The 21588-nt window shown below is 58.7% G+C and carries 11 protein-coding genes and 1 tRNA gene; 5 read left to right on the top strand and 7 right to left on the bottom strand.

Annotation, left to right across the window (positions count from 1 at the left end):
- Positions 1–283: 283 nt before the first annotated feature.
- From CA51_RS25275 to CA51_RS25265, 3 genes are all read left to right on the top strand, one after another.
- Positions 284–1531 carry a transposase gene (locus CA51_RS25275; RefSeq protein WP_145123873.1) on the top strand — a complete coding sequence of 416 codons (1248 nt, stop codon included), beginning with the start codon at positions 284–286 and terminating at the stop codon, positions 1529–1531.
- A 135-nt stretch (positions 1532–1666) separates the two neighbouring features.
- Positions 1667–2485 carry an IS5 family transposase gene (locus tag CA51_RS25270; RefSeq protein ID WP_145123000.1) on the top strand — a complete coding sequence of 273 codons (819 nt, stop codon included), beginning with the start codon at positions 1667–1669 and terminating at the stop codon, positions 2483–2485.
- 91 nt (positions 2486–2576) lie between these two features.
- Positions 2577–4061 carry an SDR family oxidoreductase gene (locus CA51_RS25265; protein ID WP_231745895.1) on the top strand — a complete coding sequence of 495 codons (1485 nt, stop codon included), beginning with the start codon at positions 2577–2579 and terminating at the stop codon, positions 4059–4061.
- 594 nt (positions 4062–4655) lie between these two features.
- Here the strand turns inward: CA51_RS25265 and CA51_RS25260 are convergent.
- Together CA51_RS25260 and CA51_RS25255 are read right to left on the bottom strand one after the other, a co-directional pair.
- Positions 4656–5285, bottom strand: a complete 630-nt coding sequence (locus CA51_RS25260; RefSeq protein WP_145123872.1) for a sigma-70 family RNA polymerase sigma factor — start codon at positions 5283–5285, stop codon at positions 4656–4658.
- On the bottom strand, positions 5278–6102 hold the full coding sequence (locus tag CA51_RS25255) for a biotin--[acetyl-CoA-carboxylase] ligase (protein ID WP_145123871.1): 825 nt from the start codon (positions 6100–6102) through the stop codon (positions 5278–5280). The genes CA51_RS25260 and CA51_RS25255 overlap by 8 nt, the downstream gene beginning before the upstream one ends.
- A gap of 151 nt (positions 6103–6253) precedes the next feature.
- Here CA51_RS25255 and CA51_RS25250 point away from each other — a divergent pair.
- Positions 6254–6326 (top strand) — tRNA-Glu (locus CA51_RS25250).
- A gap of 359 nt (positions 6327–6685) precedes the next feature.
- On the opposite strand, the gene CA51_RS25245 is transcribed toward CA51_RS25250, so the two are convergent.
- The 5 genes from CA51_RS25245 to CA51_RS25225 form a co-directional block, all read right to left on the bottom strand.
- Positions 6686–7723, bottom strand: a complete 1038-nt coding sequence (locus CA51_RS25245; RefSeq protein ID WP_145123870.1) for a nucleoside hydrolase — start codon at positions 7721–7723, stop codon at positions 6686–6688.
- 79 nt (positions 7724–7802) lie between these two features.
- Positions 7803–10460 carry a DNA mismatch repair protein MutS gene (mutS, locus tag CA51_RS25240; RefSeq protein WP_145123869.1) on the bottom strand — a complete coding sequence of 886 codons (2658 nt, stop codon included), beginning with the start codon at positions 10458–10460 and terminating at the stop codon, positions 7803–7805.
- A gap of 106 nt (positions 10461–10566) precedes the next feature.
- Positions 10567–11010: a hypothetical protein gene (locus CA51_RS25235; RefSeq protein WP_145123868.1), complete on the bottom strand. Its 444-nt coding sequence runs from the start codon at positions 11008–11010 to the stop codon at positions 10567–10569.
- Between the two features lie 262 nt (positions 11011–11272).
- Positions 11273–12352 (bottom strand): tRNA dihydrouridine synthase, encoded by a 1080-nt coding sequence (locus CA51_RS25230; protein ID WP_231745894.1) that lies wholly within the window; start codon positions 12350–12352, stop codon positions 11273–11275.
- On the bottom strand, positions 12349–13458 hold the full coding sequence (locus tag CA51_RS25225) for a PDZ domain-containing protein (RefSeq protein WP_197451468.1): 1110 nt from the start codon (positions 13456–13458) through the stop codon (positions 12349–12351). The genes CA51_RS25230 and CA51_RS25225 overlap by 4 nt, the downstream gene beginning before the upstream one ends.
- Positions 13459–14463: 1005 nt before the next feature.
- Here CA51_RS25225 and CA51_RS25220 point away from each other — a divergent pair.
- Positions 14464–21255: a DUF4114 domain-containing protein gene (locus tag CA51_RS25220; RefSeq protein ID WP_145123866.1), complete on the top strand. Its 6792-nt coding sequence runs from the start codon at positions 14464–14466 to the stop codon at positions 21253–21255.
- The last annotated feature ends 333 nt before the right edge of the window (positions 21256–21588 follow it).

The following is a 21588-nucleotide window of genomic DNA, read 5'->3' as shown; positions in this document are numbered from 1 at the left end:
CAGATCAGTTTGTTAAACAGTGCCTAGCACGAAGCGCAAGTTTTGATGTTGCGCCGTTGATGGGGTTGCTAGCGAGAATTGGTATTGCAGAAAGAGGTGAGACATCCTGAGTTTGTGAGTTACCACACAAACAAAGCCCAGGAGCTCACCGATGGCAATCATGGAAGATTCCCTCCCCGCAATCAAGTCGTTTCTGCCGAACACGCAGGTTTCTGCTCACTTTCGAAGTATGCTGCTGCGATTCTTAATCGCTATTCTTACGCGGCACGGTCGAAACTCGTGCATGTCTGCTGCCTCCGCCATCGAGGGAAAACCGCGACATCGGGCACAACCCCGACGCTTCCTTAAACGGTACCGGCAGGCGATCGCCGATTTGCTCACGGCGATCACACTGAAGATGCTCCGTGATCAGGATTGGAACGGCCGCTATCTCCTACTGCTCGATTCAACACTCGTCGCCACTGCCGGCCAGACCGTCGAAAACACCTTCAGCACCGGTAACTCCAAGCGACGACCGGCCAAGAATCGCCGCTACACAAAGTACAAGTATCAACGAAAGAGTTGCCACTGTTTCGTGTTCGCATTGCTGCTGACGCCCGATGGACTGCGAGTACCGATGTGGCTGCCGTACTACACCAAGCCTTATGCGAAGGCCCACAAGATCAAACATCGGACGCAGGCGCAGCTTGCGGCGCAGTTGATTTGCGACGCGCAAGTACCCGCCGGCACCGAACTGATTGTGCTCGGAGACACCGCATTTGACGCCAAATGCGTGCGTGCGGCTTGCCGGGAGCGAGGCTATTTTTGGATCGTTCCGGTCAACACCAATCGCGTCTTCTCTGCAAAGAAGCACGGCAAGCGACCTCGTGTGAGTTTGCGAATCGAACAACTTCCTGCATCACGTTTCCAAACCATTCGTCTTTCGATCGGTGCGGGGCCTTACGCTGCTCAGCGACGAGCCTCCTGCCATCGAACGGCACGCCGCCGCGACGGGACGAAGTCAACTCGGACGTATCACGTCCACAGCGAGAGAAGCGAGGTCCACAATGTGGGCATGGTCATGCTCGTCTTTTCCTCGAGTAAGCCGATTGGCAAAAAGATTCAACGTGAAGGGACGAAGTTGTTGATGACCAATGCAAAGCACTTGTCGGCTCGGCAGGTGTGTGAGCTGTACAGTCTACGTTGGCAGATCGAGTTGTTCTTCAAAGAACTCAAGAGCACGCTGGGAATGAACCAGTACAGCTTCAAAGATTTCGATGCGGTCGAGAGCTGGATGGGGATCGTCTTGATCACGTTCTGCTATCTGGAATGGACTCGTCGCCGCAAGCTGGCCGATCGCCGAATCGACGATCGGCAGCGCAAATGCTGGAAGCACGCTCGCAGCTACACCGTCCGCGAGGCGTTGTTGTTAGGCATTCGCTATCGCGAGCACCAGTGGCACCTGCGACGGCTAAAAACCAACCACGGACTCCGCACACTGAGGAAACGCTACACTGACCTTTTATCGCAGGAATACCGGTGCCTCGCCTGATCAAAGCATCCATCGGCGCAACATCAAAACTTGCGCTTCGTGCTAGGCACTGTTTAACAAACTGATCTGGTCAAACAGAAACGCATTCGGCAACCTCCCGGAGTACCTACCAAAGTGCTCCAAGGAGGAAGCCAAATGCCACGCCATCGTCTCACAGATCGGGAGTTCAATGCAATCCGTCATCTGCTGCCCAAGCAGCGCCCCGGTAAGCCGGGACGACGGTGGAGCAACCATCGCACGGTAATAGATGGGATACTCTGGATCACGAAGACTGGAAGCCCCTGGCGAGATCTACCTGAGCAACTGGGGAAATGGCAAACGGTCTACGCCAGATTTCGACGATGGACCAAGGAAGGGCTCTGGGCCAGAATTTATCAAACACTACTGAAGCGACTGGACGCACTGGAGAAGATTGACCGGTCGCTTTGGTGCGTTGACGGTAGCGTCATTCGGGCTCACCGCAGCGCTTCGGGTATGATTCCGCAGAGCGAAAAGAACGATGAATTAGTGGCTCTGGGACGTTCTCGAGGCGGATACTCGACGAAAATTCATGTGCTATGCGATGGCGAGGGAACGTTGCTCGGAATCACGGCGACTGGCGGTCAACGCCACGAGTCGACGGAACTTGAGAATCTCATCGCAAGCTGTGAACTAAGTCTTCATCGCTACGACAGTCGTCCTGAAGTGATCGCAGGAGACAAGGGATACAGCAGTAACGCGATTCGCCAGTTCATCCGCGACCGCCAGATCAAACCGGTCATCGGATCGAAGGCTAACGAATCACGGGATGCGAATTTTGATCGCGAAGCTTACCGCCGCCGCAATATCATCGAACGACTGATCGGCTGGCTAAAAGAATCTCGCCGAGTGGCGACGCGATACGATAAACTTGCCTGTTCGTACCTTGCTTTCGTTCAACTCGCCGCCATGCGGCGAGTGCTCAAACTGCTTTAATAAACAGTGCCTAGTATGGGTGGGGAGTTTGCTTGCGTGAATACGTTCGCGACTTGCCTCTAGCTTCCTGCCGACACTTTGGAGTCTGCGTTTGCCAACCGAAAAACACCATCGTGTTCTGATCTGTGGAGCGACAGGTTATGTCGGCGGACGCTTGGTGCCGGAGTTATTGAACGCGGGCTACTCGGTTCGATGCCTGGTCCGCAGCCCCGAGAAACTACGGCGATTCTCCTGGTCCAAACACGAGCGGTTGGAGGTGATCCACGGCGATCTGGAGGAGATCGAAACGGTGCGTCGCGCGGCGGATCAAACCGATGCGGCGTATTATCTTGTCCATTCGATGATCAGCGCCGGGAATGAATATGCCGAGCGTGATCGCGAACTCGCCACCCAGTTCACTCAAGGGATTCAAGGCTCGGGTTGCCAGCGGGTTATCTATCTGGGCGGGCTTGGTGAAATGGGAGCGGACCTCAGCAAGCATCTGCACAGTCGCCGCGAGGTGGCGGAGATCTTGCAGAAATGTGAGGTCCCGGCGACTGTCTTTCGGGCGGCGATGATCATCGGCTCGGGCTCGGCATCGTTCGAGATCTTGCGGTATCTCGTCGAACGGCTGCCGATCATGATCACGCCCAAGTGGGTCAAGATGGAGACGCAGCCGATTGCGATCCGCGATGTCCTCCGCTACCTGGTGCAGTGCTTGCAGGTTCCCGAAACCGCCGGACGCGTGATCGATATCGGCGGACAGGATGTCTATTCGTATCAGCAACTGATGCAGATCATGGCTGAATCGCTGGGGTTGCCGCGGCGGGTGATCCTGCCGGTCCCCGTCCTGACCCCGAGGCTCAGTTCCGCCTGGATCTCGTTGGTCACTCCCGTCAACGCTCGGATCGCGAGACCGTTGGCCGAAGGATTGCGGAATCGAACCGTATGTCGCGACGACGATGCACAATCGTTGATGCCGGGGCCGCTGTTTAGTGTCCGCGAAGCGATCGATGCTGCGGTTGGCAAGTTGCGGTCCGGCGAGATCGAGACCTGGTGGTCGGCGGCGGGCGAGATGCCAGGCGATCCCGAGTGGTCGGGAGGAACCGTTTTTGAGGACCAGCGAACCACAACCGTCTCCGCCGCCGCGGGCGCGACCTTCGCATCGCTCAGCCGGATCGGTGGGCAATGTGGATATTGGGGTGCCGATTGGTTGTGGTGGTTGCGCGGTTTGATGGACAAGGCGATCGGCGGGCCTGGACTGCGCCGCGGTCGTCGCCATCCCGATCAACTGAACTACGGAGAAGCTGTCGATTTCTGGCGCGTCAATGGCTATGAACAACCGACGTGGTTGCGGTTACGCGCGGAGATGAAGTTGCCGGGAGAAGCAGAGCTAGAGTTCCGAGTCGAACCGATCGACGACAACACATCCAACTTGATTCAGACCGCTCGCTTTCGGCCGCGCGGCCTGCTCGGACTGGCCTACTGGTACGCGGTCCTACCGCTGCATGCGTTTGTCTTTCCTCGCATGCTCCGCGGCATCCGCCGCGATGCCGAAGCCGATCGGCAAACCGCTGGTGTTTCGGCGGAGGTTTGACCTTAGAGCCCGCGGCGATGAAAGAGCATCGTTCTCGCGGACTACGCTGCTTGGCGCGACGGAGAGACCGTAGCGTTGGAGGCGCGAGGTGATTCTGGCAGTGGAGTCCAGACGGGGACGACAAACGCTTTCATGCAGTGATGGCAACGAGCGAACTTGCACAACAACAGACGCGAACTCCAGGAGTCGCGACTCCGGCTCCGGTAGATGCTGGAGGTAGAACCGCACCGCTTGCAAGAAGTCGACTTTTTCGACATGGATATGATGGCTCCAACTTTGCCTCGAAGAAGGTAAGTGAGCTATTTCGACTCAGCCCTAAATCGAGGATCGGCTCGATCTCTTCGGCCGTTGAAAAGAATCGCGAACTTAGTCCGGCATTGTGTCGCGAAGAAGCCATCTCATCCGGGTAGGTGCAGTTAAGCAAGCAGACCACGTTTAACTTAGTGTTGTGCGATACAGCCAAATCGCATGTGCACTCGACCGCGTCGCGCATTGCACCTGCCTTGCCAATTCGAGAATTGATCGCGCTCTTGATGTGGCAAGGCAAACCATTTCGAATGGCCTCGTTTTTCCGCCGCCTTGCAACACCGCAAGTTAGAGATTGTCGAGGAGTTCCCGCAGTCGGCGGACGGCGCGGAGGTAACGCATGCTGGCGGCGGCAGGTTGCAGCCCCAAGACCTCGGCGACCTCTTGATTCGACAGATATTCAAAGTGACGCATCAGGATGATCTCGCGATCGTTGGCGTCCAGTTGGTCGATCGTCGCCTCGACTCGCTTCGTCATTTCCGACTGGATCGCCGCCGCCGCCGGCGTCAGTTCCGGATCTTGCAGCTGGACGATCATCTCCATCGTCGAGCGATCGTCGGCGACTGGCCCCACGATCGATTGCTCGCGATCCATGCTGCGTTTGGCGCTGCCGCGATGCCGACGGTAGGTGTCGATCATGTGATCCCAAGCGATCTGTCGCAACCACAGATGGAACGACATCGAGGGGTTCGCCAGGTAGTCGGTCAGTCGCGTGCTCGCTTCGGTCAAGACATCCTGAACGACGTCGCTGACGTCGACTCGCTGCTGGACACGGCGATCCAATCGCATCTGGACCAACCGCCGTAACGCACTCCGGTGACGGTCGAACAAGTCGTTTGTGGCTTGCGAGTTGCCATCGCGAGCACCTTGCAAAAGCTCCCCTGTCGGATCGCTCGCCGGCCAGATCGATTTACCCATCATGCATCTCCACCTCGTCGCTCCACCGCACCACTTCGCCCGATCGCACCTCGACCACTTCGCTATCGTCGCGGCGGACCCGCAGCGCTCCGTCGCCATCGATCCCCAAGCAGGCTCCCTCCAGCGTTTGGCCCGCGGTGTCGATCGCGACACGGCGACCGCGCAACAGACAGACTTTGGAAAAGTCGTTGGCGATCGCTGCCGAATCGGTTCGCCAATCTGCGATCCGCACCGCGATCCGATCGATGATCTCCGGGAGGACCGCAAAGGTTTCGACGGGATGATCGGCGTAGTCGCGGATCGAACGCGCCCGCTGTTGAACCTCCGCCGGTGCCTTGCTCAGGTCGGTTGCAACGTTCAATCCAATCCCGATCACCACGTGGTCGTTGTCGCGCCCTGCGGTTTCGATCAACACGCCCGCCACCTTGCCGCCAGCCAGATAGACATCGTTGGGCCACTTCAGCTGCACCGCGACCGGTTCGACGACTTCGCCGACTACGTCGCAGACGGCCAGTCCGGCCACTAGCGCTAATTGCGGCCAACGGGTGCGGTCGACGGCCAGTTGCGGGGCGGCGAGCATCAGCGAAAAGGTGAGCGTCCCCGAATCGGAGAACCAGCTGCGACCCAACCGGCCGCGACCTTGGGTTTGCGATTTGGCAACGATCAGCATCGGCGTCGGCCGGTCGGCTTGATCGGCTAGCGATTTGGCGAGCCGATTGGTCGAATCGACTTCCGGCACCCAGCGGATCGAACGCAACCATCCGCTCCGCGACAACAGCTGCAAAACCGCGTCGGGGCCCTGCCAATCCACCTGCATCGATTCGCGATCCTGCGACAAAACACTACCCGATAAAGCGAAGAACTGGAAAAAAGGGAAGCCGACCTTGGGATCATACCAAATCGAAGGGCCCAGCAGCACTTGAAGGATTTTGCGACATCGATAAGATAGAGCCCAGCCTAAGTGCCACGCCCCGTTCGTCTAGTGGCCCAGGACGCCGCCCTCTCACGGCGGTAACAGGGGTTCGACTCCCCTACGGGGTACTTTTCTTAGCAAATAACCAGTGTTTTGGCGACGTTTGTCGACCGGAACGCTGGTTTTTTTGTGCCTCAATGGCTGTGGGAAGCCGAAGGGATGTCCCCACGGCGCTCCTTCGCTGTGTGTTTTTTTGCGTCTGTGGGTGCGGTTCTGTCCCGTTGGCGGCGGTTTTCTTGGCTCGCTCCCAATGGCTGGCCTTCGGCCCCTATTCGGGACGGGTGCGACCGCGTTGCGGTCGGTGGGATGTTTCGCCGTTCGGTTCCGGTGGTGTTCGCTGCGCTCAAACCACCGGCTACCGTCTATGATCCCTGCCGGGATCGGTTCCCTGGCCTGGGTATCGCGATTTGCAGCGGCTCTAAATCGTCTAGCGCAGCGGGGGCTGGCTGACTAGGCAACGTTGGGCTTCGATGACGCGGATTCGCTGTTTCGGCGAGAGGGTCATGTAGCGATCGCGGCCGTTTTCCGAAGGTTCAAATCGCGTAAATCCGTCGTCTTCCACGACGACGCGGCCGCGAGGCGATAGGCCGAAGAAGTTGTCCTCGGGACGGACGGCGTACAAGACGCTGGTCAAATCCCAGCTGGGGCGATCGTGGTTGGGACCGCAGTACATCAGATACGCTTCTTTAACGATGTGATGCTTGCGGTATTCGAACTCCCGCGCGATGCTCTCCCGCGGAAACGCCGTGGCGACGCCGATCGGGTAGCCGCTCCAGACGGCCGGCACGTCCTGGGGCCAGCCGTCGGCAAACCGCTGCATCGCGCCGATCCCATTGCGGACGTTCGCTTCCAGAAAATGTTTGTTCCCGTTGACCGGCACAAATGCGCCTGCCATCAACGACACCAAACGGACCTTCTTGCGAACCAATTCGGTTCCCGTCAGCGGACTGATCGCGTCGGCTGGCGATTCGATTAGATCGGCGAGATTCGACGCGAGGCCAACTTGGACCAAGGTGATCGAGCTGTCTTCGGCGGCAGCCAACGTCTTCCGCAAGACCTCGACAGCGGTCGGGGCGTCGTCGCTGGAGAGGAGATCGTGGGGATAGCGAAATTGATCGCCATCGCGTGTCTCGACCAACGACAGGTACTTGCTGTCCCGCTTCTGAGCGTCGCGTGTCGCGCCGATCGGAATGTCGGGACGACCATAAAACGTATTGACCGCGTCGACGAAGGGAGCTGCCAGCGGATTGATCTTCGAGACCGTGACCGCTTCGATGACGCATTCGCCTCGATCGGCCAAAGTATGCAGCATCGCCAATGCCAGCACGTCGTCGACGTCGCCGGTGATGTCGGTATCGAAGATCACACGGACGGGACGCTGGAACGATTCTTCGGGTTGATCCGCATCCGCGGCGGCGAGTGCTGCAACAACGATGCAGAGGGTCGAGAGAGAGCGGAGATTCATGGTGAGGCTCGCAAGTCAGGTAGTTTTTTTGGGGGGGGGGGAGGGAACGATCTCCGGCGAGACCGCTCCAGCCGCCATTCTACTTGCTGCGCGAGAGCTCGGGGGTGTCTTCGCCATCCCGAATTTTCTGCTGCCACTGCTGCAGCATCTGCAGCGCATCGATCGGTGTCATCGCATCGATCTGCAGATTGCGAAGCTCATCGACCAGCGGATGATCGACGTAACCAAACAGCGTCATTTGCATCGCACTGCCACTCTTGCGGCCGTCCGGCGGAGCGATCGTCGGGCGATCAAAAGCGTCGCGGTGATCGGATTCCAACTGAGCCAAAACGTCTTTGGCTCGTTCGTTCACCGATTGCGGAACGCCAGCCAAACGGGCGACGTGAATTCCGTAACTCTTGTCTGCACCGCCGCGAACGATGCGATGCAGGAAGACAACTTTATCGCCCCATTCGCGAACCGAGACGTTCAGATTCTCGACGCCGGGCAGCATATCGGACAACTGAGTCAGTTCGTGATAGTGGGTGGCGAAAAGGGTTCGGCAACCGATCTGATCGTGCAGGTGTTCGGTGATCGCCCAGGCCAGGGAGAGGCCGTCGTAGGTGCTGGTGCCGCGGCCGATCTCGTCGAGGATCACCAGGCTGCGCGGCGTGGCGGTGTTCAGAATCCGAGCCGTTTCGACCATCTCGACCATAAACGTACTCTGCCCGCGGCTGAGTTCATCGCTGGCACCAACGCGAGCGAAGATCCGGTCGGCGATACCGATCGTCGCACACTTGGCCGGCACAAACGAACCGACTTGAGCCATCAGCGTCAGCAGCGCGACCTGCCGGATGTACGTACTCTTACCCGCCATGTTCGGTCCGGTGATCAACAGCACCATGCCATCTTCGGGCGACGACTTGATATCGTTGGGGACAAATTCACCCTGCGGCAACGTGGCGTCCAACACCGGGTGCCGCCCCTCTTCGACATCCATCACCGGTTCGTCGGTCAACTTGGGGCGAACATAGTTCCGCTTCGCCGCCAGTTCGGCCAGCGAAGCCAGCACGTCGAGATCGGCGATCGCTGCCGAAACAACTTGCAAGATCTGCAAGTGCTGATGCACATCGGCTCGCAATTGGTCGAACAGATTCAATTCGCGGATCTGGGCCTGGTCGTCGGCGGCCAGCACCTTCTCTTCGTATTCCTTCAGTTCCGGTGTGATAAACCGCTCCGCATTTTTCAGTGTCTGCTTGCGGATGAACGTCTCGGGAACCTTGTCGCGGTGGGCGTTGGAGACTTCCAAGTAGTACCCAAACACCTTGTTAAACCCGACCTTCAGGTTCTGGATGCCGGTCTTCTCCATCTGTTCAGCTTGGTAGGTAGCGATCCAACGCTTGCCTCCCTTGGCCAGTTCCCGCAGCGCGTCGAGATCGGGATCAAAGCCTTCGCGGATGAAGCCGCCATCTTTTGTCGACATCGGACAATCGTCGGCCAAGGCGGCTTCCAGACGCGACCGCAGCTCGGGGCAGAGGTGCAGGTTCTGTTCGAGCGATTGCAGCAGTTCACTTTTGCGGCCTGTCAATTTCGCTTTCAGCGGCGGCAGCATGGCGAGCGTTTTGCCGACGTATTGCAGGTCGCGAGGATTGGTGCGCCCGGTGGCGATCCGCCCCAGCAATCGCGCCAGATCGTAGACGCCTTTGAGGGTGGAGCGGATGTTTTCGCGAAGCGGTTCCCCTTGCCGGAACTCTTCGACAGCGTCGAGCCGCCGCCCGATCGCTTCGATGTCGATCAGCGGTGCCGCGATCCAGGCGCCCAATTGGCGGGCACCCATCGGAGTCAAAGTTTGGTCGATCACATCCAACAGCGAACCGGTTCGCGATCCGGAGCGCAAGGTCCGCGTGATCTCGAGGCTGCGGCGCGTGGCGGCATCGATCTGGACCGAGGGGCTGTTGTGGTGAGCGATCAAGGAATCGAAGTGGTCCAGTCCACTTCGTTGCGTTTCCGACAGATAGGCCAACACCGCACCGGCGGCTTGGATCGCGGGGCGGTGTTCGTCGTTAAAGCCGAAGCCCTCGAGACTGCGGACGCCAAACTGGCGACACAGTAGCTGCATCGATTCATCGAAGGCGAAGGTCCAGGCCGGGCGATCGGTCACCGACCAGGTGGCTGTCGAATCCAACGAGGTGCGGACGTCGTCTTCGCGGATCAAGACTTCGGCTGGACCGATGCGAGCCAGTTCGTCCTCCAAGCGTTCGGCGGGGAACAAGCCGGCTTCGAAGCGACCGCTGGAGAGCTCGGCCCAGGCGATGCCGACGACTTCGGGAGCACCGGCGGCAGCTTTCCGCTTCGACTCCGCTGGCGGCTTGTAGACGGCGACCAAGTAGTTCGCTTCGCGTGGGTCCAGCAGTTGGTCGTCGGTCAGGGTCCCGGCGGAGACGACGCGGGTGACCTCGCGGCGGACCAAGCCCTTGGCTTCTTTTGGGTCTTCGACCTGTTCGCAGACCGCGGCGCGGAAGCCGGCGGAGATCAGTTTCCGCAGGTAGGCATCCAGCTGGTGGTAGGGGAATCCAGCCATCGCCGTGGGGTTGGCCGAATCCTTGTCGCGGCTGGTCAAAGTCAGCCCCAGGACCTTGGCCGCCTGCTTGGCATCCTCGGCAAACAGCTCGTAGAAATCGCCCATGCGAAACAGCAGCATCGCGTCGCCGCACGCCTGTTTCGCCTCTTCGTATTGTCGCATCATCGGTGTTGTCATAGCGGCCTAATCTATCAGGCTCAGCCAACACTCAACAGAGCCTCACCGCTTCGCCGCGATGAAACCGCCGCGCAGGCAAACCGCCTGACCGGCAAGCTCGCCAAACTCAACGCAGTCCCTTTTCGGGATCGATATCGGAAAAACTGGCCGCTTGGATTTCAGGCAGCTTTTTCACGAGATAGCGATGCGTTTGATAGGCGTCCAGCATCGCCAGGATCACGATCAGAAAGACGACCAAAGGGACCGCCGCCCAGATCAAAAAGAACGCCCGCCCCTGGCCAAGCACCCCCGCGGCGATGCTCAGCGAACCGATGATCCCCAACAGCAGATGGACCATCCGGCGACGGCGGGTACGAACGCGGTAGTATCGCGTATCGAGTTCGCTCTCGGGCTCGCCGGCAGGGCCGCCCTGCGGGGTCCGCCACTGGAGCAAGATCGCGGCCAACAGCACCAACGCGCCGAGGATTAAGCTGGAGACATCCATCGTCTGGAACCTTCTGTCGCGAGGTGAGTTGAAGTGATCGGTCGCCGGAGTGAGACGAAGCAGCAAGCATGGAGTTTTCTAGTTTAACCGCAATCAATATCGTTCAACGAACGGTAGTGGACGAGGCTACGAGTCCTTTTGCATGCATCAGCCCAGATCGCAGGGACTCGTAACCTCGTCCACTACATACCGCCGCTAATTCTTGCGACAGTCCGAGGCTGCTTCGTTGAACGGTATTGAGTTTAACCGCGCGGGCATCGCCCCGCGTTTTTCAGGGCCGCGCGGCCCGATGGGCTCGCGGTTAAACGAAAAAACACAAGCGACCTGCTTAACATTCCTGCTGCGTCGCGTGGACGGTCGAGGGAGGATATTGGCCGGGTCGATCCTGTTGATAATATTGATCGAGCACCGCGACAAATTCCTCAGCCGACTTGAGTCGCGAGAAGGCGACTTTCAGTGCGTCGAATTCGGGGTGGCTGGCGGAATACTTTATTGCAAACTTGCGCATCAGCATCGGCGCTCGATCGCCATACATTTGCTGCATCAGGTCGTAATGCGATTCCATTACCGCACGCTGCTCCAGGACGGTTGGCGGCGCTGGCAGTTCGAGCCCTTGCGCCAAGGCTCTTGCCTGAGCAAAGATCCACGGATTACCGATCGCACCGCGAGCGACCGTGACGCCGTCGATCCCCGTTTCACGCATCATCCGCAGGCAATCGTCCGCGGTAAACAGATCGCCGCTGCCGAGAATCGTGCGATCGCCCACGTGCTGCTTAACCTCTTTTAGGAAGCTCCAGCGACTGGGGCCCTTATAACGCTGCTCCACCGTCCGGCCGTGCACTGTGACCGCGGCGACACCGGCGTCAAACGCACCATCGATGATCGTGAAGAAGTTATCGCGACTCTGATCGCTGTCGTCGATACCGCGCCGCATCTTGACGGTGACGGGGATCGGGTCGGGGACGATATCGCGCGTCCTGCGAACGATCTCCAGCGCCACCTCGGGTTGCGACAGATGAAAGCCGCCGCGGCAGCGACCTAGCACCTTCTTGACGGGACACCCAAAGTTGATATCGATCACGTCGAAGCCAGCTTCGACCAACCGCAGCGCTCCGGCGGCAAACTGCTCCGGTTCGGCTCCCATCAACTGGCCGCCGACCGGATGCTCTTCATCGCTGATGTGCAGGAAGTGCCGCGTCTTATTGCGTTGCTTAACGGCTAATAAGAACTGGTCGAGCATGACTTCGCACAACGTGTACGATGCCCCGGCGCGACGCGCGATCACGCGCATCGGCCAGTCGCTGTATCCCGAGAGAGCCGCTTGGACGACCGGAAAACCGATCTCGACGGGACCGAGGGAGAGTGGCGGAAGGTGGGGAGTTTCCGTTAGTAGAGCAGAATCGTTCAATCGAAATCACTTGGGTTGGGTTGGATGCGATCGAGCTTGCGTCGCAATTCGTTAAGTTCGCGGCGCAACTGGTCGATCTGCGACGGCACGGCGTTTTCTTCGTCTAGTGGCTCGAAGCCTCGCGGAGCTTTCGGCTGTTTCAACGACGGAGGATCGATGCTGCGCGGTCGTTGGCCATCGAGGTCGATGTGGATGCCGCCGAAACGGAAGCTCTTGCCTGTTCGCGGTTCGCCGACCAGTTCCGCGATCGTTGCCCGCAACTCTTGCGGCAGTTGGTCGAGGTGCTTGGCATCGGTCTTATATTGTTCACCATCGAGTTCGACAAAGATCTCCGCGGGATCGTCGCCACGCCGATCGATCGTGATCTTCAACTGGCGGTCCATCAATGGTTCATTCTGGCCGAGGTTATCGTTCAGCAGTTGATCAGCCAACCCGCCGAGATCGCGGAGCGTCCGCCCGTCGAGACTTTGGCCAAATTCATTCATCAATTGACGGATCAGATCGCCGGTGATCAGCGGATCGCGATCGCCCGGTGCGGAGTCCTCGAATTCGTCCAAGTCCATCAGTTCGATCGGCTCTTCGGCGACCATCACCGGCTTTACTTCCGCGGTCCGACGCCCCTTTTCGCCTTCGAGCGTCAACGAGATCGTTTCGCCATCGATCTTGGCCACCGCAGCCATCAAGTCGGTGATCGACGCGACCTCGGTTTCGCCGACGCGAACGATGACGTCGCCCGAGCGGACACCCGCCACATCCGCGGGGCCATCCTGTTCGACACTCGCCACGTAGACACCTCGGTCGGTGCGCAGATGTTTGGCCAACTGAGGCGTCAAATCCTCCACGACCAACCCCAGCCGAGGCTTCTTGGCAGGCTGCAAATCGTTCAGCAAGGTCGAGTCGACAGGCTTCGGCGGCAGCTGGACCGATGGGGTTGGGATCACTTGGGGAGTTTCAATTTCCTGAGCGATCGTCAGCGGGGCCAAGCACAGCAACAGCGCACCGGAAAGGACGCGTCCACTCGACGATGCCTTTCTCAGGGCGGCTGTGGAGCGGATAGTCGAGCGATGCGGATCGAGGTTCAGACGGTGCAAAAAAGCGTTTTTCATCGGTTGAACTCCAGAAAACCTGAGGCTTTGATCGTCCCATTCGACTCGGAGGACGTGGCTGGTCGCAGCGATTTTCATTATTAGCATTTTGCCCTCCAGAGGACAGGATCGGGAGCCGTTTCCTGAAGATTTTCTCCCAGATGCACCGCTGCCGATCGATCAATCCAAGACCGCGGAGCGCCCGCGACCGCTCGCGCGCAGGCAACCACCCGATCGTGGCGTTGTCATTTTGCGACACACAACGCTGTGTCGATGCAACATCATGCGAGACAGGCAGCGAGAACACGGTCTCTATACGGCTGGATGGCCGACATCGTGGCACCGGCGACAAGCTTTCCTCCCTTTTTCCGGCCACTCGCCAATCGTGAGCTAAGCTAGGTATTAGTTGGTACTTGAATCAATCCGCCGCGCGATTCTCACAAACTCAAACGAGGCTGTGAGGCAGCGACGGTTACAGACACGAGGAACCGCCGCAGCGGATTGCAACGCGTGGCGTCGGGAGTCGCAGCAATGAATCGTAGAGCTCCGCAAGCATCGCCCGACAGCAACGGGCTATTTGTAATGCAGCAACGGAATAGGACGAGGCTGTTTCATCTTTCGCCGTCGGTTGCCGAAACGCAGTCACTGACTGCTGGCCATAAACCGCATCTCGCCGCCCAGTCGATCGACGTCGCGGAATGCACGGCCACGACTGACGTGCTCCCAATCGGATCGCCTGTCGCCTCCTCCCGAACACCACATCAACACGACACACCGTCTCCGGCAAGACCGTCCAACGGGCAGGCACACCGCACTTGGCTGTCCCAAACCGGCGTGAATCGCGTTGCGTTGACTCAAACGCGTTCCAGCTCGGGAACTCACAAAAGTTTTGGCAACGCGTGGTCTTCGCCTCAACGTTCCACTTCCATGAATCCCGTTTCCATCAACCGTTTCCGGCCGAACGCTTTTTCGGCGTAGTCGCACGATCCCATCACCACCACCCTCTGACTTCTAAGATCTAAATCGATGAACAAGACTATCAAAAACATCATCAAAGCGTTTTCGGGCGACACCAAGGGCAACGGCACCGACGATCCTGCGGAACGCAAACCGTGGGTATCGGATCTGGAGACGGTGGAGCCGATGGTGCTGATGTCGGCGAGTCCTCTCGAAGGGATCGACCCCGCCGCAGCGGCGGAGGATATCAGCGTCGGATCGACATCTCCAGTCGAGGACCAACTGTTCATCGAACCCGTACCGATCAGCGCGGATCTATTCGCAGCAACGGAGATCGACGATGCTCAAGATGATTTGCTGAGCGACAACAGCGACTCGCCGTCAACCAACAGCAGCGTTTCCACTGGCGATGGTGGCGCACAAGACGCGACGATTGCCGTCAGCGCCGAGACCGGTGTCCCCGGTCAACCGATCGATGTGGTGATCAGCGCTCAAGCTGAAACCGGAGACCAGATCGAGAAGGTTGAACTTTTGGGGCTGCCGACGGGAGCGAAGGTGCAGGTTGGCGATACGTTGGTGCAGCCGATCGACGGCAAGGTCGATGTGGATGTCGACAAACTGGATGAACTGCAGATCGTTCCGCCCACCGGATCGGCTGACGATTTTGATGTCACCATCTCCGTAACGACGATCGATGGTAACGACAGCAACGTAACGCAAGAGACGTTCACCGTTGAGATCGATCCTAGCGTCGACGTGAACGCAGCCGATGTCAGCGGTAATCAAGGCGACGCGATCGACCTGAAGATCGACATCGATAGCGAAGCGGCCGACCATCTGTTCACGATCGTCAGCGGTCTGCCAGAGAACTCCACGCTGGCCATCGGAGACATCGAATTGGACAATAATGATGGCCAAACACTTGTCCAGCGCGACCAATTAAAAGATCTGAAATTCGTGCCAGCTGACGACTTCTCGGGGAAGATCGATCTAAAGGTCACGGCCTTGGTCACCGATAGCGATAGCGATGCGGCGGTCGATCTGGCCAAGTTCTCGGTCGACGTGGTCGCGGGAACCAGCGATGGTCCCGACGATGGTGTTGAAGCGGCACAGCTGAACGCAGTTGCCGACACCGCGGTCGTTGGCGAGAAGGTCGATCTGACGATTAATGCAGCCGCCGTGGGGGACGACAAGATCACCGCGGTGACGCTGGAGAATCTGCCTGGCGGGGCTCGCGTCGAGGCGGGCGGATTCGAGTTCGCGCCGCTTAATGGCAAGGTCGTGCTCGATGTCAACGACTTCAGCAGCGTCAAGATCGTACCGCCTGCCGGATCGGCAGACGACTTTGACATCACCGTTCGCGTGCCGACCACCGACGGCGGCGTTTCGCGCGACATCACCCAAGTCGTCAACATCGATATCGATCCCGACCTGAAGGTGACCGCGGTCGATGTCACGGGGACCGAAAACAGTCCGATCGATCTGAACCTCAAAGTGGACACTCAAGCTGCCGCCCAAACCACGGTCGTGATCAAGGGCCTTCCCGACGGTTCGAGCTTGGTCAGTGGAGGCGATGTGATCGCAGCGAACAATGGCGAAGCTTTGGTTCGCGTCGACCAGCTAGACGACCTCGCCCTGAATCCGGCTGCCGGTTTCAGCGGTTCCGTCAACCTGACAGCCAAGGTGGTTGCAGTCGACACCGATCTGGATGCCGTCAGCACCAAAGCCAACTTTAGCGTCGAAGTGCAAGATGACACTCCTGCCAAAACTGTCGACTCGTCGACCGCCACCCATACCCCAACACCACCTCCTACACCAGACACCACAACACCTGTCGCCAAGACTCCCGAGCCTGTTGTAACCGAGCCGCCGACAGGCGGAAGTCATTCCACCACGCCGGCACCAAGCACCACCACGCCCGTCGCGACAACTCCCGATCCGGTGATCGACAAGGTAGACAGCGAGACGACGACACCAGATCCGGATCCATCGACACACACCACCGCGCCGGTTGCCAAGACTCCCGAGCCTGTTGTAACCGACACTTCGACAGGCGGAAGTCATTCCACCACGCCGGCGCCAAGCACTACCACACCCGTCGCGACAACTCCCGATCCGGTGATCGACAAGGTAGACAGCGGCAGCCAGCCGACAACACCAGTTGCCGATCCGTCGACGCACACCACAACGCCGGTTGCCAAGACTCCCGATCTTGTTATCGTCGATCCGCCTGCCAACGTTAGTCATCCCACGGCACCCACCCCAGCTCCAGTTGCCGAACCTACAACGCCAGCCAACAAGGTTCCCGAACCCGTTGTGGTGGCAGAACCGACCATCGTTGGAACAGCTGGTGCGGACAAGCTTAACGGCACCGATGGGAACGACCACATCGATGGCGGAGCTGGAGCCGACACTCTGAACGGCGGTGACGGCAACGACAAGATCGATGGAGGCGATGGGAACGATCGCATCTCCGGCGGTGCGGGTGACGACGTCATCGAAGGTGGTGCCGGCAACGACATTATCGACGGAAACGAAGGCAACGACACTCTGACCGGCGGCGAAGGATCCGACACGCTGCGAGGCGGCGCGGGCAACGACGTCATCGACGGCAGCGACGATGCAACTCGCGATACGCTCAACGGTGACGCAGGTGATGACAAGATCATCGCTGGTAAAAACGACGTCGCCAATGGCGGAGCGGGTGACGACGTGATCGTCGCCAAAGCTGGAAACGTGAAGGTCAACGGCGGTGCGGGCAACGACACGCTGGACCTGTCGGAACTGCCCCCCGACGCGCATAAACCAGCGGAGATCAACGTTCCGGGCGGCGTAGCGAACGTGGGGGGCGAGAAGGTCACATTCCAGAACATCGAGAAAGTGATCGGCACCACGGGCGATGACAACTTCTCCTTCAGTGGCGCAGAAAACGGCGACAAGTTCACTGTCGATGGCGGCGATGGCCACAACACGATCGATCTGTCGAACATCCCCGAGAAGGATATCACGATCGCCGATGGCAAGATCAGCATCAATACGATCATGTCGGCTCGCGATGGCCACGGAGCGCTGACCAATCAGAAGATGAGCTTCGAGATCCACTTCGACAACGTCGAAAACGTCAAGGTCGAAGGTGGTAAGGTGCTGGACATCGAAGGCGAAGTCGCTCGCCATGAACAGAACCAAGCGACCGATGGAAACGATCATCAAGTCGGCAGCGACATCGCTGACACGTTCGACGCCGGTGCTGGCGATGACAAGATCGAAGGTGGAGCTGGCAACGATAAACTCTCTGGCGGCGACGGGAATGACCACATCGACGGCGGTGCTGGCAACGACGTGATCGACGGCGGCAAAGGAAACGACACCCTTGTCGGCGGCGATGGAAATGACAAGATCGAAGGTGGTGAAGGCAATGACCACATCGAAGGCGGAGCTGGAGCCGACACTCTGAACGGCGGTGCTGGCAACGACAAGATCGATGGAGGCGATGGGAACGATCGCATCTCCGGCGGAGCAGGTGACGACGTCATCGAAGGTGGTGCCGGTAACGACATCATCGACGGAAATGAAGGCAACGATACTCTGACCGGCGGTGAAGGATCCGATACGCTGCGAGGGGGCAAAGGCAACGACGTCATCGACGGCAGCGACGATGCAACTCGCGATACGCTCAACGGCGACAATGGGGATGACAAGATCATCGCTGGCAAAAACGATATAGCCAACGGCGGAGCGGGTGATGACGTGATCGTCGCCAAAGCTGGCGGCGTGAAGGTCAACGGCGGTGCGGGCAACGACACGCTGGACCTATCGGAACTGCCACCCGATGCGCATAAGCCAGCGGAGATCAACGTTCCCGGCGGCGTAGCGAACGTGGGTGGTGAGAAGGTCACATTCCAGAACATCGAGAAGGTGATCGGCACCACGGGTGATGACAACTTCTCCTTCAGTGGCGCAGAAAACGGCGACAAGTTCACTGTCGATGGTGGCGATGGCCACAACACGATCGATCTGTCGAACATCCCCGAGAAGGATATCACGATCGCCGATGGCAAGATCACCATCAATACGATCATGTCAGCTCGCGACGGCCACGGAGCGTTGACCAATCAGAAGATGAGCTTCGAGATCCACTTCGACAACGTCGAAAACGTCAAGGTCGAAGGTGGTAAGGTGCTGAACATCGAAGGCGAAGTTGCTCGGCATGAACAGAACCAAGCCACCGACGGAAACGACCATCAAGTCGGCAGCGACATCGCTGACACGTTCGACGCCGGTGCTGGCGATGACAAGATCGAAGGAGGAGCCGGCAACGATAAACTCAACGGCGGCGACGGCAACGATGTCATCGACGGCGGTAAAGGGAACGATGTGATCGATGGCGGCAAGGGGAACGACAACCTTAGCGGCGGCGATGGGAACGACAAGATCGAAGGTGGTGATGGGAACGACCACATCGAAGGCGGAACTGGAGCCGACACTCTGAACGGCGGTGACGGCAACGATAAGATCGACGGAGGCGATGGGAACGATCGCATCTCCGGCGGTGCAGGTGACGACGTCATTGAAGGTGGTGCCGGCAACGATGTCATCGATGGAAACGAAGGAAACGACACTCTGACCGGCGGTGAAGGATCCGATACGCTGCGAGGCGGCAAAGGGAACGACGTCATCGACGGCAGCGACGATGCAACTCGCGATACGCTCAACGGCGACAATGGGGATGACAAGATCATCGCTGGCAAAAACGATATAGCCAATGGCGGAGCGGGTGACGATGTGATCGTCGCCAAAGCTGGAAACGTGAAGGTCAACGGCGGTGCGGGCAACGACACGCTGGACCTATCGGAACTGCCCCCCGACGCGCATAAGCCAGCGGAGATCAACGTCCCTGGCGGCGTAGCAAACGTGGGTGGCGAGAAGGTCACATTCCAGAACATCGAGAAAGTGATCGGCACCACGGGCGATGACAACTTCTCCTTCAGTGGCGCAGAAAACGGCGACAAGTTCACTGTCGATGGCGGCGATGGCCACAACACGATCGATTTGTCAAACATTCCCGAGAAGGACATCACGATCGCCGATGGAAAGATCACCATCAACACGATTATGTCGGCTCGCGATGGCCACGGAGCGTTGACCAATCAGAAGATGAGCTTCGAGATCCACTTCGATAACGTCGAAAACGTCAAGGTCGAAGGTGGTAAGGTGCTGGACATCGAAGGAGAAGTTGCTCGGCATGAACAGAACCAAGCTACCGATGGCAACGATCATCAAGTCGGCAGCGATATCGCTGACAACTTCGACGGTGGAGCTGGCGATGACAAGATCGAAGGTGGAGCTGGCAACGATAAACTCAACGGCGGCGACGGCAACGATGTCATCGACGGCGGTAAAGGGAACGACGTGATCGACGGCGGCAAAGGGAACGACAACCTTAGCGGCGGCGATGGGAACGACAAGATCGAAGGGGGTGCAGGAAATGACCATATCGATGGCGGAGCTGGAGTTGATACGATCAACGGCGGTGACGGCAACGACAAGATCGATGGCGGCGATGGGAACGATCGCATCTCCGGCGGAGCAGGTGACGACGTCATCGAAGGTGGTGCCGGCAACGACATCATCGACGGAAACGAAGGCAACGACACTCTGACCGGCGGTGAAGGATCCGATACGCTGCGAGGGGGCAAAGGGAACGACGTCATCGACGGCAGCGACGATACAACTCGCGATACGCTCAACGGCGACAATGGGGATGACAAGATCATCGCTGGCAAAAACGATGTCGCCAACGGTGGAGCGGGTGACGATGTGATCGTCGCCAAAGCTGGAAACGTGAAGGTCAACGGCGGTGCGGGCAACGACACGTTGGACCTGTCGGAACTGCCACCCGATGCGCATAAACCAGCGGAGATTAATGTCGCCAGCGGCGTAGCGAACGTGGGTGGCGAGAAGGTCACATTCCAGAACATCGAGAAGGTGATCGGCACCACGGGCGATGACAACTTCTCCTTCAGTGGCGCAGAAAACGGCGACAAGTTCACTGTCGATGGCGGCGATGGTCACAACACAATCGATCTTTCAAACATCCCAGAGAAGGACATCACGATCGCCGACGGCAAGATCAGTATCAATACGATCATGTCGGCTCGCGATGGCCACGGAGCGCTGACCAATCAGAAGATGAGCTTCGAGATCCACTTCGACAACATCGAAAACGTGAAGGTTCAAGGTGGCAAGATCTTGGACATCGGCAATGGCTCGAGTGGCGACGATCCTCACGAACCACAAGTCGATGCTGGTGACGACGCTCACAATGCGAAGCCGGCGGCCAAGGTGGAGAACCCGCATGACGCGGACGCCAAGGAGAACAACACTCAGGACAAAGTCGACACCGGAGGTCACGGCAGCGAAGCCAATCAGACGGGTCGACTGGATTTCGTTTCCGAGGGTGCTGATTTCAACAACGTGATTGGAACCTATGAACTGGATGCTCAAGGGAAACCGACGAACTTCCAAGTCCTTGTAGGAAACACCAACCATCAAGCGACTGGCACGGTCTCCAACAACGTCGATCAAGATCTGCACATGTTCGTGATCGCCAACGGCAGCAACTTCGCCGGTGCAAAGTCGCTCGACTTCGACGGCCACGGCGGTCTGATAGCCGACGGGAGGGCGGTCCATGCCGACGTCTTCTTCTCCGATGCCCAGTTCAACCTCGATGGCAAGGACCACTTCCGCTACACCGATACGCACGATGGCGGAACGGTGATTGGCATCGAAGACTTGAAGAATCTTGGCGACCGCGACTTCAACGACGCGGTCCTCAAGACCAACTTCCGGATCAACCACTAGGAAGTCGATCCGCTGGCCAGGCGAGGATGCCATGCGGTTGCTGTGACATCGCAGCAACTGCAGGCAGAAAGCCCAGCGAACTTTTAATCACTCGCCCTTCATTCTTATCGCCGCGCGTTTGCACCGCGGCTGGATTTCGCTGGTCCCACAATCACTCGTGGGCCCCCTCTCTTTCACGCAGCAAATGCTGCTGCGTCTCCCCGGCGGCGAGCCTGCGTCACCGAAGCGGTTGCGGCCAAAGATCTGCTGGCTGATCGACCGCGCTGGTCGCTAATACTGCGGATTGCAATCACCTTTGCGGCCAAAGCTAAGCGGTGCGATACCAGACAGCAA

It is taken from the genome of Rosistilla oblonga, from assembly GCF_007751715.1.
Lineage (GTDB): Bacteria > Planctomycetota > Planctomycetia > Pirellulales > Pirellulaceae > Rosistilla > Rosistilla oblonga.
The sequence above is the reverse complement of the archived record's forward strand: the minus strand, read 5'-3'. Positions and strand labels throughout refer to the sequence as shown.